The organism is Pelomonas sp. SE-A7 (genome assembly GCF_030345705.1).
In the GTDB taxonomy this organism is placed as follows: Bacteria; Pseudomonadota; Gammaproteobacteria; order Burkholderiales; family Burkholderiaceae_C; genus JAUASW01.
This window is the reverse complement of record NZ_JAUASW010000001.1, coordinates 1-15,762: the sequence shown is the minus strand read 5'-3', so window position 1 is coordinate 15,762 and position 15,762 is coordinate 1. Positions and strand designations below refer to the sequence as shown.

Sequence of the window (15,762 nt, the reverse complement as noted above, 5' to 3'; positions counted from 1 at the left end):
CGCGGGCTTACCAATTGGCGCCAGGCCCAGGGGCAACCCTAGGCCTGTGTCGTGGCGGCGACGCGGGTCAGAGCTTGAACAGCGCGACCACCTTGGACAGGGTCTGGGCCTGCTGCTGCAGGCTGTCGGCCGCAGCGGCCGATTCCTCGACCAGGGCCGCGTTCTGCTGCGTCACCTGGTCCATCTGCATCACGGCATCGCTGATCTGGTCTATGCCCTGGCTCTGCTCGCGGCTGGCCAGGCTGATCTCGGAGATCAGCTGGCTGACCCGCTGGACCTGGGACACGATGTCGTCCATGGTGCGGCCGGCCTCGGCCACCTGGCCGGCGCCGGTCTCGACCCGCTCGACACTGGCCTGTATCAGTGTCTTGATCTCCTTGGCCGCATCGGCCGAGCGGCTGGCCAGCGTGCGCACCTCGCCGGCCACGACCGCAAAGCCGCGTCCCTGCTCGCCGGCACGAGCCGCTTCCACGGCCGCATTCAGCGCCAGGATGTTGGTCTGGAAGGCAATGCCGTCGATCACGCCGATGATGTCGCTGATCTTCTTGGACTGGTCGGTGATCTGGCCCATGGTCGTGACCACGCCCTGCACCACGTCACCGCCCTTGCCGGCCACGCTGGAAGCGCTGGCGGCCAGGCGGTTGGCCTCGTCCGAGGTCATGGAGTTCTGCTTGACCGTCGAGGTCAGCTCCTCCATCGAGGCGGCAGTCTCTTCCAGGCTGCTGGCCTGCTCCTCGGTGCGCTGGCTCAGGTCCAGGCTGCCGCGGGCGATCTCGGACGAACCGGCGGTGATCGACTCCGCGCAATCGCGCACCTGGCTGACGATGTCCACCAGGCCCTGGTTCATCTTGGCCAGGGCGCCCAGCAGCTGGGCGGTCTCGTCATTGCCCTTGACCTCGATGCGCTTGCGCAGGTCGCCGGAGGCCACGGTCTCGGCGATATCGACCGCCTCCTTCAGTGGCCCGGTGATCGAGCGCACGATCATCAGCGACAGCACCGAGGCCGCGCCCAGCGTGATCAGGAACACCACGATGCTGCTCCACAGCAGGGTCTTGAAGGCATCCTGGCTGGCCTTGTATTCCTCCTCGGCCACGCGCAGCTGCAGGTCGATCAGCTCCTGGATGTCGCCGGACAGCGGATCGATGGCCGGGTACATCTCGGTCTCGGCAAACTTGGCGAGCCCCTCCATGTTGCCGCTGCGTGCCAGCTCCAGCAGCTTGCCCGCGGCCGCCTCGGCGGTCTTGAGGGCGGGCTTGGTCTTGTCGATCAGGCCCTGCTCCTCCTTGGTCAGCTCGGTGGCCAGGTATTCCTTCCAGTTCTTGTCCACGTCCTTCAGCGCCTGCTCGATGGCCTTGATGCCGGCATCGGGCTTGAGCGCGCCGGCCCGCATCTTGTGGGCGCCGTCCACAACGGCCACGGCGTAGCCATCGGCCACGGCATTGAGCTGCTTGATCGGCACCATGCGGTCGCCGTAGAGCGAGCGCAAGGTGTCATTGGAGCGATCCAGCCGCATCAGCGAGATGAGCACCACCAGGGCCAGCAGGCCCAGCAGGCCCAGCACCAGGAAAGCCAGGCGCTTGCTGATAGAGATCGAGTTCATGCTCTCTCCTTGTTCTATCGAAATGACACAAGTCATAACCCAACAACCAGGAAGCTTTCGCTTCGTGCTGCTCGAAATGTAGATCGGGAGTGAGCCTTCGGCGAGAGATTCCGGGGGACGAGGCCCCCGGGGATTCACGGAGCCGCTGCGCGCCCTGCGCCCAGGGCCAGGTCTTGCCCGGCTGGCTGAAGCTCGACGAGTCGCACGCCGAGCAGGCGGCCAAGCGTGGCGACGACGTCCGCCAGCATGAAGGGCTTGCTGACCGCGTCGTCGAAGCCGGCGGCGAGGAAGTCGTCACGCCGCATCGTGAGGCTGGAAGCCGACACGGCGACGATGGGCAGCTGGCCGGTGCGCGGCTCCGCGCGCAAGCGCTTCAGCGCCTGGATGCCATCCAGGCGCGGCATGCGCAGGTCCATGAAGATGATGTCCGGTGGTGCGGCCATGGCTTTCTCGCAGCCCTGCTCACCGTCGGCGGCCTGCTCGGTGGTGATGCCCAGCGAGTTCAGCGCCTCGGCCAGCACGCGGCGGTTGTCGTCGTTGTCGTCGACCACCAGGGCCCGGACCGGCCGGTCGACACGGCCGCGCGGCGGTTGCTGCGCTGCCTTGAGCGCCAGTTCGGGCGCGGTCTGCAGCCACAGTTCGACATTGGCCTCGCAGCCCGGGTCGATATTGCGCAGCCTGACGCGCCCGCCCATGGCCTGCACCAGGCCGCGGGTGATGGCCAGACCCAGGCCCGGGCCGCCCTTGGCCGATCCGGCCTCGCCCTGGTGGAAGGGCTCGAACAGGTGCTCGGCCTCGTCCTCGGGCAGGCCGGGGCCGTCGTCGCGCACCAGGAAGCGGTAGCGCTGCTGGCCCAGACTCTCGGCTCGCAGCTCGACCCGCAAGCGGGCGAACTTGAGCGCATTGCCTATCAGCTGGATCAGCACCTGGTTGAGCTTGTGCCGGTCGGCCCGCACCGGGCAGGGGCTGGGAATGCGCAGGTCCAGCTTCCAGCCCAGGCTCTGGTGGCGGCAACGCAGCTCGAACAGCTCGTCCAGGCCGCGCAACAACTCGGCCAGGTCGAAGGCCTCCTCCTGCAGTTCGATCTGGCCGGACTCGATGCGCGCCATGTCCAGCACCGAGTTGATCAGGCCCATCAGGTGCTGGCCGGCCCGCGCGATGGCATTGACCTTGTGGCGCGGTTCTGCGCCCAGCGCTCCGTCGCGCTGCAGGAGCTGCACATAGCCCTGCAGGTCGTTCATGGGCGTACGGATCTCGTGGCTCATGGTCGCGAGGAAGCGGGTCTTGGCGCGCGCCGCATGCTCGGCCTGCAGCAGGGCCAGTTCGCGTTCATGCTCGGCCTCGCGCCGCACCTTGATCTCGATCTCCAGCTCACGGGCGGCCCGCGCCAGCTCGCTGCGCTGGCGGGTCTGGCCGCGCCTCAGCCAGGCCAGCAGCAGGCTGCCCACGGCCAGCAAGAGCAGCAGCAGGCCGAGGCCGCGGGCCACGACCTCCACCGGCTTGTAGGCCTCGTCCAGGTCGATCTCGGTGGCCAGGCCCAGGCCGAGTTCATCCAGCCACTGCCAGGCACCGACCACGCGCACGCCGCGATAGTCGCGGTAGCCCTGCACGTCACTGCCGCTGCGTCCGGCAATCGCCTCCTGGGCCATGTGCGTCAGCGGCCAGTTGGCTGGCGCCAGGCGGCTGCGCTCGGCATTGACCAGGTTGACCCCGGGATCACCCAGACGCAGATGGAGGATGGCGGAATTGAGTTCGGTGGGTAGCAGGCCGATCTGGTGCAGATGGTCAGGAAAGCGGCTTTCCGAGAACAGCTCGCCTTCGGGGCCGAAGGCATAGGACTCGCCGCTGCTGCCTATGCGGGCGACGGCCAGCGTGCGCGAGAAGCCGGAGCCGGCCAGGCGATGCACCAGCAACGCATGGTGGATGGGCTGGCCGCTGCCGCTTTCCAGCGGCAGGGCCAGGCTGATCCAGGCCGGATGGCCGGGGCCGCGGCGCTGCACGCCCAACACCGTGTTGTCGCCCCGGCGCAGCCGAGTCAGGCCGGCCGCCTGGGTGAAATCAAGGCCGCGGGGCCATTGCGTGGTGCTGGCCAGCACATGGCCTTCGACGCTGATCAGCGTCACGGCCTGGGCCTGCAGCTCCTGCTCCAGCTCCAGCAGCTTGTGCTCCAGCGGCGTCGGCTTGCCGCTCGCCAGCAAGGCCGGCAGGCCGGCGGCATCGATGCGGTGCCGCGCACGCTGCCATTCGCCATCCAGCCACAGCTGCAGCGACTCGCGGTTGGCGCGCAGCGTGGCCTGCAGCTGGCTCTCCAGCGCGTTCTCCTGGCTGCGCGTCAGGACCAGATAGGTGGGAATGCCGACCGCCAATGCGATCAGCAGCGGCAGCCACAGCAGGCTGTCGAGCCAGCGCGACTCGCCGCGGGCTTCAGTCGGCGCGTTCACAGCTGCTGCGCGCATGCGCGGGCGCGTCCCTGGGCCTTGGCCCGGTAGAGCTGTTCATCGGCCGTGGTGATCAGCTGGGCCGACTCAAGGCCGGCATGGGGCTGGACACTGGCGACGCCCAGGCTGATGGTCACCACCGGCGAGGCATCGGATTGTTCATGGGGCATCTGCTGTTCGCGCACCGCCTGCTCCATGGCCATGGCGACGGCCAGCGCGCCTGCGAGGTCGGTCTCGGGGAGCACGCAGGCGAATTCTTCGCCGCCGAAGCGGCTGAGCAGGTCACCCGGGCGCTTCAGGCAGTCCTTGAGCGTGGTGGCCACGCGCCGCAGGCAGTCGTCGCCGGCCAGATGGCCGTAGTGGTCGTTGTAGTTCTTGAAGAAATCCACGTCGGCCAGCACCAGCGAAAGCGGTGCGCCGCTGCGGCGGCCACGCTGGAACTCGAGCTCGAAGCGCTCGTCGAAATGCCGACGGTTGTAGAGCCCGGTGAGACCGTCGAGGAAAGCCAGGCGCCTGAGCAAGTCGGTCTGCAGCTTGAGGCTCAGCTGGGCCCTGACCCGCGCCCTCACGACGCCGGCGTTGAAGGGCTTGGAGATGAAGTCCACCGCCCCGACCTCCAGGCCGCGGGTCTCGGCCTCGGCGTCCTGGTGGGCGGTGACGAAGATCACCGGAATGTCGGCGAGGTCCGGCGTTCTCTTGAGTTCGCGGCACAGCTCGTAGCCGTCCATGCCCGGCATCTCGACATCGAGCAGCAGCAGGTCGGGTTGGCGGTCGCGGCACAGGCCCAGGGCCTGCGTGGCCTGGGTGGACATGAAGACCTGGTAATCGGCGGAAAACACCTGGTAGAGCGCCTGGATGTTGAGCGGTTGATCATCGACGAGCAGCAGGCGAGGCTTGCGCCCCAACAGCCTCAAGAGACTGCCCGGGTCGTGTGCCGAACCGCCATCCACCAGCGGGACCAGATCATCCATCAGCATGCTCCCTGGAGCAGATTCTGGCATTGAGCGCGGGCCGCCTCAAAGTCCAGCTCGGTGATGGCGGCCTGCAATGAGGCAAGACCTGGCCCCAGGGCCTGGCCGTGCTGCTGGCGCAAGCGCTCGAAGGCGTCCAGCGCCGCCAGGTCAGAGTCGGCCAGCAAAACCATCAGGGCCTGCAGCTGCGGCTCCAGCGCTGGAGCCCCGGCCTCCAGGGGCTGCGATTGCAGGGGCCGCGCCAGAGCCTCGGCAATCTGGCCCAGCGCCTGGCAGGCCTCGGCCAAGGCAGCCTCGAACCGACGCAGTTGTTCCTCGTCGGCTTGCGCGTCGGCGCGCATCCGGGCTTCCAGCAGCTGGGCATGGGCGCTGAGCCGCTCAGCCCCCAGCGTTCCGGCCAGGCCTCGTAGGCTGTGCAACTCCCCGGCGACCTGAGGCGCCAGGCCGGCCGCGAGCAGCTCACGCAGGCGTTGCGGCAGGTCGCGCTGATTGCGCACGAAGCTGCCGGCCATCCGCGCCAGCAGGTCTCGTTTGCCACCCAATCTGTCGAGTGCGCCGCCCAGGTCTACGCCCAGCTGGCGCACGGTCTCCAGCAGCAGGGCAAGGTCTTCATAGCCGCGTCGGGGCTGACGGCCGGCCGCATTGCCCCGGCCGCAAAGGCGGTTCAGCAAGGCAACCAGGTGGTCGATCTCGAACGGCTTGCCCACATGCTCGTCCATGCCCGCGGCGCGGCTGGCCGCCTGATCCGAAGGCATGGCGTTGGCCGTCATGGCGATGATGGGCAGCTCTCGCCGGCCCAGTTGCTCGCGGATCACGCGAGTGGCGGCATAGCCGTCCATCACCGGCATCTGTACGTCCATCAGCACGGCATCAAATGGCGGGTCGGCACTGCCCACCAGGCTGACCGCCTGCTGGCCATCGCCGGCGAGCTGCACACAGGCACCCTCGTCTTCCAGCAGCTCGCAGGCCACCTGCTGGTTGTTCGGGTTGTCTTCGACCACCAGCAGACGCAGGCCGGTCAGGCGCTGCAGCGATGGGAGGCGCACCGGCTGGCCGGGATCATCGCCCGGACGACGCGCGTCCAGCACCGCATCGAGCAGCATCGAGGCCGTGACCGGCTTGACCAGGAAGCCATTGAGCAGCCCCTGTTCCTGCTCGCTGCGCTGGGCCAGCATCTCGCGGCCATGGGCCGTGACCATGACCAACAGCGGCGTCCCGGCCTCGGGCGCCAGTTCGCGGATGCGCTGGCTGGTCTCCCAGCCGTCCATGCCCGGCATCTGCCAGTCCACCAGCACCACCTGGTAGGCCATGACATCCCTGCGTGCGGCCAGCTGCGCCAGCGCTTCGCTGCCCGAGCCCACGGTGTCGACCCGCCAGCCCAGCGAGCGCGCCATGCTGCCCAGCATCTCGCGGGCGCTGGGGTTGTCATCGACGATGAGCACTCGCAGTTCAGGGCCGGTGGGCCGCGGGGCCGGTAGCTGTTCGGCCGCAAGTACCGGCAGGCGCAACTGGAAATGAAAGCGGCTGCCCGCCCCCAGCACGCTGTCCAGCCGGAGCTGGCCGCCCATCAGCTCGACCAGGCGCTGGCTGATCGACAAGCCCAGGCCGGTGCCACCGAAGCGCCGCGTGGTCGAGGCCTCGGCCTGGGTGAAGCCGGCGAAGATCTGGGCCTGGTGCTCGGGCGCTATGCCAATGCCGGTGTCGCGCACCGCGAACTCCAGCAGCACCGACCGGGCATCGCGCTCCAGCATCCGCAGCTGGACCACGACCTCGCCCTTCTGGGTGAACTTGATCGCGTTGCCACCCAGGTTGATCAGCACCTGCTGCAGGCGCAGCGCATCGCCCTGCAGCAGCGGCGGCAGCTCGGCGGCGATATCGAACAGCACCTCGACCGGCTTGTTGCCCACCGTGGCCGACAGGATGACGGACAGCTCGCGGAACAGCTGGTCGAGCCGGAACGGATGCGGGTCCAGCGTCATCTTGCCGGCCTCGACCTTGGAGAAGTCCAGGATGTCGTTGAGCAGGCCCAGCAGCGAGCGGGCGGCGCCGTCGGCCTTGCCTGCGTAGTCGGACTGGCGCGGGTTGAGCGAGGTCTTCTGCAGGAGCCGCAGCATGCCCAGGATGGCATTCATGGGCGTGCGGATCTCGTGGCTCATGTTGGCCAGGAATTGGCTCTTGGCCTCGCTGGCCTGCTCGGCCCGCTTCATGGCCTGCTGAAGCGAGGCCTCGTGCTGTTTCTGGCGGGTCAGGTCGATGGCCACGCCCAGGTGGCCGAGCATCTCGCCCTGGGCCGTGGTCATCAAGGTGACCGTCAGCTGGACCGGGATGCGGCTGCCGTCCTTGCGCACATAGGTGCATTCCTGCGCCTGGCCCAGCGTAGCGCGGTCTATGAAGATCATGCGGGGGTCGATGGGTCGCATCAGCCGCACCGACAGCTCCGCCGCGCGCTGCCGCAACTCCTCGGGGTCGCAAAACATATCGACCGCGCTGCGGCCCATGACTTCCTCGGGCGCATAGCCGAGCAGCCTCTCGGCGCCCCGGTTGAAGACCGTGATGCCGCGCGACTCGGAGGTAGCAATGACGGCCACGTCCACCGCGGCGTCCAGCACATTGGCCAACAACAATCCTGTGCGCGCAATTTCAGCCTCGGCGCGCTTGCGCTCGCTGACGTCGAGATAGGTGGCCACGAAGCCGCCACCTGGCATGGGCGCGCCACGCACCTCGATCACACTGCCGTCGCGGCGCCGCCATTCGACCTGATGCGGCTCGCTGCTGCGGGCCCGTGCCAGGATCTTGGCGATATGCCGCTCGGCCCGCTCGACCGGGCCGTACTCGCCGCGCAGGGCGTTGTAGCGGACGATGTCGTCGTAGCGGGTGCGCCCGACCTGGAACTGCTCGTCGGGCAGCTCGATCAAGGCGCGGAACTGGGCGTTGTAGGCCTGCAGCTTGAGCTCGGCGTCGAACACGCTGAGGCCGCAGGGCAGGTTGTCCAGCACGCTGCGCAACACCTCGTTGTTGCGCACGGTGCGGGCCTCCAGCGCCCGGCGCGCCGTGATGTCCTGGTAGGCGCCCACCAGCTTGCAGATGCGCCCATCGGAACCGCGTTCGGCCGCTTCGCCGACCACGCGGACCCAGATGAAGCGCCCCAGCGCCGTGGTCAGCGGCAACTCGAAGTCCCAGCCTTCGCCGGTCTGCTCGGCCTTGTCCACAGCGTCGCGAAGCAGGCTGCGACCGCCGGCGGCGTAGTACTGCAGGGCCTCGTCCAGCGTGGGCATCAGCCCGCTGGGTTCGTCATGGAGATGGCAGGCCTGCTGCGACCAGCGCATGGTCCGCGCCGGCAGGTCCAGCTCCCAGCCACCGACGCCGGCCAGGCGGCCGGCCCGGTCCAGCATGGCGCTGCTGGCCCGCAGCTCGGCCTCCATCGCCTTGCGCTCGGTGATGTCCAGGGCGATCTCGATGAAGCCGCTGAGCTGGCCGTCGGCACCACGTATCGGCTGGATCTCGGTCTCGGCCCAGTACAGGCTGCCGTCCTTGCGGCGGTTCTGGATCTCGACCCGGGCGCCAACACCGTCCCGCGTGGCGATGATCAGCTGCTGCAGTGCTTCCTGCGAGGTCTCGGCCGCGGTCAGCAGCTCGCCCGGCGTACGGCCCTGGGCTTCGGCAGCGCTGTAGCCGGTCAGCTGGGTGAAGGACTCGTTCACCCAGTTGATGCGCAGTTCGCGGTCGCCGCTGAGAACCGCATTGCTGGTGGCACGTGCGACCCGCGCCAGGCGCTCCAGGTCCTCGGTCATCTCCTCGGCCAGGGCCAAGGCCCGGCGCCGGCCCGAACTCAAAAGCCAGGTGACCCAGGCCAGGGCCAGGCTCAGCAGGGCCCCGGCAGCAGCGAGCAGACGGGGGCGCTGCAGATTGGGGCTGGCATCGAAGGCCACGGTGCTGCGCGTGCGCAGCAGCAGGTCCCGCCCCCCCAGGCCGATGCGCTGCTGCCACTGGAAGCGCCCGGCCACCGAGGCCGGGCCCGAGGCATGGATGAGTTGATCCGGCTGGACCTGCCCACCGTCGTAGAGCTCGAATTCGAGCAGGCCGTCGGCGACTTCACGCAAGCCCGCGGCAAGGTCCTCTGCCACCAGCGGTGCATAAGCGAAGCCAAGCAGCGATTGAGGGGGATCCCAATCGGCGTGCGGCTGATTGCCGCCACTGCGATAGACCGGGAGCAGCAGCACCCAGGCCGAAGCCGTGCTCTCCTCCTGCAACAGACGCAATCGGCCCGACAAGGTCAGGGCACCACTGCGCCTGGCCTGCAAGGCAGCGGCGTAGCGAATCGGTTCTGCATTCATGACCAAGCCCAGCGCCTCGCCATTGCGGGCGACGGGCTCGACGTAGCGCACCACATACTGTTCGGCGTCGGCCAGCTGGCTCTGCAGGGAGTACTGGTCCAGGCCGTTGGCCCGCTGCGACTTGACGAAGGCCGCCAACTGCTCGCGGGGCACCGCCTGCACGAAGCCGAGGCCGCGCGTACCGCGCAGTTCACGCGTCAGACTCAGCGATTCGACAAAGGCCCGGAACTGCTCGCGCCGCACTTCGCCCGAAGCCGAGAACAGGCCGCGTGTGGCTTCAAGCGCCAGCACGCTGGCCCGCAGGCGGCGCTGCAGCTCCCCCTCGACGCGCTCGCTCAGGTTGGCGAAGCGACCTTGGACCTCACGCTCCGCCTCTTCCTGCCAGATCATGGACAGCAGGCCGGTGCTGGTCAGGCCGCCGACGAGCACCAGCAGGGCGGGCCAGGTTTCGGCCAGCACCACGAGACGGCGCCAGAGCTTGGCGATCCCGGAACCCAAAAGCGATACCGGCATGGGCGGGCCGCCCCTCTCGGGCGGGCTTCATCGGTGATGCCTCGATGTTCGACCCGGGCGCCGTGCCGGCACCCCCGTGGAATCCCTGGCGAGTTGGCCTAGGCCTGGATATCCCCCAGGCACAAATACTTGAGCTCCAGGTAGTCGTCTATGCCCTGGCGAGCGCCCTCGCGGCCCAGTCCGCTCTGCTTGACCCCGCCGAACGGCACCTCGGCCGTCGAGATCAGCCCGGTGTTCACCCCCACCATGCCGTACTCCAGCGCCTCGCCCACCCGGAAGATCCGCCCCACGTCGCGGCTGTAGAAATAGCTCGCCAGGCCGAACTCCGTGCTGTTGGCCAGCTGAATCGCCTCGGCCTCGGTCTTGAAGCGGAACACCGGCGCCACCGGGCCGAAGGTCTCCTCGCGGGCGCACAGCATGTCCGGGCTCGCATCGGCCAGCACCGTGGGCTCATAAAAGCGCAGCCCCAGCTCCTCGGCCCGGCGCCCTCCGACCACCACCCTCGCCCCCAGCGCCAGCGCATCCGCCACATGGGCCTCGACCTTGGTGATCGCATCGTCGTCGATCAGCGGGCCCTGGTTCACGCCCGGCGTGAAGCCGTTGCCCAGCTTGATGGTCGCCACCTTGGCCGCCAGCTTCTCGACAAAGGCCTCGTAGACCGAGTCCTGCACATAGAGCCGGTTGGCGCAGACGCAGGTCTGGCCGGCGTTGCGGTACTTGCTGACCAGGGCGCCTTCGACCGCGCTGTCCAGGTCGGCGTCCTCGAACACGATGAAGGGCGCGTTGCCCCCGAGCTCCAGCGAGAGCTTCTTGACCGTGGGCGCGCACTGGCGCATCAGGATGCGGCCCACCTCGGTGGAGCCGGTGAAGGACAGGTGGCGCACCACCGGGCTGTCACACAGCAGCTTGCCGATGGCGATGGACTGCTCGGCATCGGCGCTGAGCACATTGAGCACCCCGGCGGGCATACCGGCGCGCTGGGCCAGCTCGGCCACGGCCAGGGCCGACAGCGGCGTGGCCTCGGCCGGCTTGATCACCACGGTGCAGCCGGCGGCCAGGGCCGGCGCGACCTTGCGCGTGATCATGGCGATGGGAAAGTTCCAGGGCGTGATCGCGGCGCAGACGCCTATGGGCTGGCGGATCGCCAGGTAGCGCTTGTTGTTGTCGGTGGTGGGAATGGTCTCGCCATAGGCACGGCGGCCTTCCTCGGCGAACCACTCCAGGAAGCTGGCGCCGTAGAGCACCTCGCCGCGGGCTTCGGCCAGGGGCTTGCCCTGTTCGGCGGTCATGATGCGAGCCAGGTCGTCGGCATGGCGCAGCAGCAGCTGAAACCAGCGCTGCAGGATGGAAGCGCGCTCCTTGGCGGGCTTGGCGCGCCAGGCGGGCCAGGCGTTGTTGGCGGCGGCAACGGCGGCTTCGGCATCGATGGCGCCGAGGTTGGCCACCTCGGCCAGCAACGCACCGGTGGCCGGGTCGTGCACCTCGAAGCGCGCGCCGCTGCTGCCGGCCACCCATTCGCCGCCTATCAGGGCCTGGGTCTTCAGCAGGCTGGCATCGTCCAGCCGCTCCAGCGGGGCCTGGGAAGGGTCGGTCATCGCTTGCTCCATTGCTCGTCCACGGCTCGCGTCCTTGGCAGATTCCAGCAGGTCAATTCCCTGCGTTGGAGGGGCAACTCTACCCGGCCGGAAGACGGCTCGCGGGAGGCTGCCCGCCTATAATCGAAAGCTCCGAAAAATCAAGTAGTTACCGCTTGCGGTCGCCGCAGAAAGCCAGTCCGGAATGAAAGCAGCCGAGATTCGTCAGACCTTCCTGAAATTCTTCGAGTCCAAGGGCCACCAGATCGTTGCCTCGAGCCCGGTCGTCCCCGGCGACGACCCGACGCTGCTGTTCACCAACGCCGGCATGAACCAGTTCAAGGACGTGTTCCTGGGTTTCGACAAGCGTGCCTATTCCCGTGCCACGACCAGCCAGAAATGCATCCGCGCCGGTGGCAAGCACAACGATCTGGACAACGTCGGCTACACCGCTCGCCACCACACCTTCTTCGAGATGCTGGGCAACTTCAGCTTCGGAGACTATTTCAAGCATGACGCGATCCAGTTCGCCTGGGAGCTGCTGACCACCAAGTTCATGCTGCCGGCCGAGAAGCTGTGGGTGACGGTCTACGCCGAAGACGACGAGGCCTACGAGATTTGGAACAAGGTGGTGGGCGTGCCCGCCGAGCGCATCGTGCGCATCGGCGACAACAAGGGCGGCCGCTACATGTCCGACAACTTCTGGATGATGGGCGACACCGGCCCCTGCGGCCCCTGCACGGAAATCTTCTACGACCACGGCCCGGACGTGGCCGGCGGCCCCCCGGGTAGCGCCAACGAGGACGGCGACCGCTACATCGAGATCTGGAACAACGTCTTCATGCAGTTCAACCGCACCGAAGACGGTGTGATGCACAAGCTGCCCAAGCCCAGCGTGGACACAGGCATGGGTCTTGAGCGACTGGCGGCCGTGCTGCAGCATGTGCACTCGAACTACGAAATCGATACCTTCGTCGGTCTGCTGGCTGCGGCCAAGGCGGCTGTGGACGCGGCAGGTGGCGGTGACTGCGACAAGGAATCGGCCTCGCTGAAGGTGATCGCCGACCACATCCGCGCCTGCTCGTTCACCATCGTCGATGGCGTGATTCCCGGCAACGAAGGTCGCGGCTATGTGCTGCGCCGCATCGCCCGCCGCGCGATCCGCCACGGCTACAAGCTGGGCGCCCGCAAGCCCTTCTTCCACCAAATCGTCGGCGAGTTGGTGAACCAGATGGGCGATGCCTACCCGGAGCTGCGCCAAGCGCAGGCCCGAGTGACTGAGGTGCTGAAGCAGGAAGAAGAACGCTTCTTCCAGACCATCGCCAACGGCATGGAAATCCTCGAGGCGGCGCTGGCCAAGGGCGAAAAGCAGGTCGACGGCGAAACCGCCTTCAAGCTGCACGACACCTATGGCTTCCCGGTCGACCTGACGGCCGACGTCTGCCGCGAGCGCGGCGTGACGGTGGACCAGGCCGGCTTCGATGCAGCGATGACACGCCAGCGCGAACAGGCCCGTGCGGCCGGCAAGTTCAAGATGGCGGCCGGCCTCGAATACAAGGGCGCGGCCACGGCCTTCCATGGCTACGAGCAACTGGTCTGTGAGACCAGCAAGGTGACGGCTGTCTATGTGGATGGTGCGCTGGTCAATGAAGCCAAGGCTGGTGACGACGCCGTCGTCGTGCTGGACCACACACCTTTCTACGCCGAGAGCGGCGGCCAGGTCGGCGACAGCGGCGAGCTGCGCAACAACACCAGCCGCTTCGCCGTGGAAGACACGCTGAAGATCCAGGCCGACGTGTTCGGCCACCATGGCCGCGTGCTGGAGGGCTCGATCAAGGCTGGCGATTCCTTTGTCGCCCGCGTCAACGCCGAAGCCCGCGCCAAGACCGTCCGCAACCACAGCGCGACGCACTTGATGCACAAGGCCTTGCGCGAAGTGCTGGGCGGACATGTGCAGCAGAAGGGCTCGCTGGTCAATGCCGAGCGCACCCGCTTCGACTTCGCCCACAACGCACCGATGACGGCCGCCGAGATCAAGCGTGTCGAAGCCATCGTCAATGCCGAGATCCTGGCCAATGCCGGTGCCAAGGCCGAGGTGATGGCCTTGGATGACGCTCAGAAGAGCGGCGCCATGATGCTGTTCGGTGAAAAGTACGGTGAGACCGTGCGCGTGCTGAGCATCGGCTCATCCAAAGAACTCTGCGGCGGCACACACGTGAAGGCCACTGGCGATATCGGCCTGTTCAAGATCGTCGCCGAAGGTGGTGTGGCGGCGGGCGTGCGCCGTGTCGAGGCGGTCACGGGCGAGAACGCGCTGGCCTATTTGCAGTCGCTGGAAAGCACGGTGCAGGCCGTGGCCGGCACGCTGAAGGCCGCGCCGACCGAGCTTGAACACCGAGTCCACGCTGTGCTCGACCAGGTCAAGTCGCTGGAGAAGGAACTGGCCGCGGCCAAGAGCAAGCTGGCGTCGGCTCAGGGCGACGAGTTGCTGACCCAAGCCGTTGATGTGAAGGGCATCAAGGTGCTTGCCGCAACGCTGGTCGGCGCCGACGCCAAGACCCTGCGCGAAACCATGGACAAGCTGAAGGACAAGCTGAAGACAGCAGCCATCGTGCTGGCGGCTGTCGATGGCGACAAGGTCCAACTGGCAGCCGGCGTCACTGCCGACTCTGTCAGCAAGGTCAAGGCCGGCGAGCTGGTGAATTTCGTCGCTTTGCAGGTCGGCGGCAAGGGCGGAGGCAAGCCCGATATGGCCATGGCCGGTGGCAACGATGCCAAGGCATTGCCGGCAGCCCTTGCTAGCGTGCAGGCCTGGGTGGCCGAACGCGCCTGAAGCATCGGAACCGAACGTCCAAAGACTTCTTTTGGGGTAAATGCGAAGGGCCCTGCGGGGCCCTTTGTTTATTGTTCAGAATGAAGCCACTTGACCCGACTACAGCCGGTTGAAGAACCAAAGCCGGGCGAGTGAAAGGGGTCCAATGTCCGACGTGACCATACGCCGAGCTGCCGTCGGCGATGCTGCTGCTTTTTGCGAGTTGATGAGCGATGCCGAGGTCTTTGGCAATCTGCTGCAAATGCCTTACCCCAGCGAAGAGCTCTGGCGCCAGCGTCTGGCGGATGGCTCATTGCCAGGCAAGGTCGACCTGCACCTGGTCGCAGTGCGTGAGGGACATGTGGTCGGCAGCGCCGGCCTACATCCTGTCAGTCCTGCGCTGCGCAGGCGTCACGCACTGATGCTAGGCATTTCGGTACGCCCTGACGCCCAAGGGCACGGTGTCGGTTCGACGCTGATGGCGGCCTTGCTCGACTACGCGGACAACTGGGCTCAAGCCCTGCGCGTAGAACTGAGCGTGTATTGCGACAACGAGCGAGCCATCAAGCTCTATCAACGCTTCGGATTCGAAATCGAAGGCCGGATGCGGGCCTATGCGATGCGTCAGGGTGCCTATGTGGATAGCTTTGCAATGGCCCGCCTGCATCCCAGGCCTCCAGCCTGGACGTGAATTGACACCTTGCTGAACGGAGTAAGGACGGCTAGAAGCGCTCAGATTGGGCGTACGAGACCTCGTCCGGCTTGCTGCTGAGCCACATGGAGGGTTGGCTCAATGTGCTGGCCTTCGATCACGACGCGGGGCAGCTTAGCAGGCACCGGAGCAACAGGCGGCGGTGGAGTGCTACCCAACCGCTTGCCGGTAATCACCAATCGGGCAAGCTTGACCACTTCACTAGCTTCGGCCGGCGCTGCAGGCAGCATCAAGCCAATAGCGCATGTAACGCTGAAAGCTAGAACTCGAATGTCACTCGGTCGCATGGGATCTGTCTCCGCCAGGCTCGGCTCGTTGGTTGAGCCTTGCAATGGACGAAGTATTCACAGCGCCACGCCCAGATGCCATGCACAAGCGACGAACTGCAGTCAGCCGCGACCAACCGGGGATACGCGGGAGTGAACTCCGGCATGGGTGACCAATTGCTGCCTGAGGCCAACTTGTCTCCTTCGCGTCGGCAAAACAGAGCCGATGGCGGAGAAGTCGACAGCACGCCTCAGTCGCCCAACCAGCTCGAAGGCACTACGACCAGAAGGCCAGGCGACAGACGCTGAATCGTCATACATCTCATGGCAATACCTGCAGATCAACAGTGGGATTGCCCAAAAACTTTTTTGGTCAAGTGCTTACGAAAGCTGTATACCGCCATTCCAGCATCGCATGTCAATCCCGCAAAAGCAAAACCCCCAGCCTCTTTGGAAGGCTGGGGGTTTGCGGGGTAAATAGCCTGACGATGACCTACTTTCACACGGGAATCCGCACTATCATCGGCGCTGACTCGTTTCAC

8 protein-coding genes are annotated in these 15,762 nt (G+C 66.9%); 2 read left to right on the top strand and 6 right to left on the bottom strand.

Features of this window, described 5'->3' with window-relative positions:
• Positions 1-67 precede the first annotated feature (67 nt).
• The 5 genes from QT382_RS00040 to QT382_RS00020 form a co-directional block, all read right to left on the bottom strand.
• Entirely contained in the window at positions 68-1,600 is a 1,533-nt protein-coding gene (locus tag QT382_RS00040; RefSeq protein WP_289252004.1) for a methyl-accepting chemotaxis protein, read from the bottom strand.
• Positions 1,601-1,734: 134 nt separating this feature from the next.
• Entirely contained in the window at positions 1,735-4,056 is a 2,322-nt protein-coding gene (locus QT382_RS00035; RefSeq protein ID WP_289252003.1) for a response regulator, read from the bottom strand.
• Positions 4,038-5,009, bottom strand: coding sequence for a diguanylate cyclase (locus tag QT382_RS00030; RefSeq protein WP_289252002.1), 972 nt, complete (start codon positions 5,007-5,009; stop codon positions 4,038-4,040). Before QT382_RS00030 ends, QT382_RS00035 begins: the two co-directional genes overlap by 19 nt.
• On the bottom strand, positions 5,009-9,856 hold the full coding sequence (locus QT382_RS00025; protein ID WP_289252001.1) for a CHASE domain-containing hybrid sensor histidine kinase/response regulator: 4,848 nt from the start codon (positions 9,854-9,856) through the stop codon (positions 5,009-5,011). Before QT382_RS00025 ends, QT382_RS00030 begins: the two co-directional genes overlap by 1 nt.
• 98 nt (positions 9,857-9,954) lie before the next feature.
• Positions 9,955-11,451: an NAD-dependent succinate-semialdehyde dehydrogenase gene (locus tag QT382_RS00020; protein WP_289252000.1), complete on the bottom strand. Its 1,497-nt coding sequence runs from the start codon at positions 11,449-11,451 to the stop codon at positions 9,955-9,957.
• A 184-nt stretch (positions 11,452-11,635) separates the two neighbouring features.
• Between QT382_RS00020 and alaS the strand changes: the two genes are divergently transcribed.
• Both alaS and QT382_RS00010 read left to right on the top strand, forming a co-directional pair.
• The gene (gene alaS / locus QT382_RS00015; protein WP_289251999.1) at positions 11,636-14,263 is read left to right on the top strand and encodes an alanine--tRNA ligase; all 2,628 of its coding nucleotides are present in this window, start codon (positions 11,636-11,638) and stop codon (positions 14,261-14,263) included.
• A 145-nt stretch (positions 14,264-14,408) separates the two neighbouring features.
• Complete coding sequence (locus tag QT382_RS00010; RefSeq protein WP_289251998.1) at positions 14,409-14,933, top strand: GNAT family N-acetyltransferase; 525 nt, start codon at positions 14,409-14,411, stop codon at positions 14,931-14,933.
• A gap of 628 nt (positions 14,934-15,561) precedes the next feature.
• Here QT382_RS00010 and QT382_RS00005 read toward each other — a convergent pair.
• Positions 15,562-15,762, bottom strand: a 201-nt coding sequence (locus QT382_RS00005) for a hypothetical protein (protein WP_289251997.1), incomplete at its 5' end; no start/stop codon positions are given.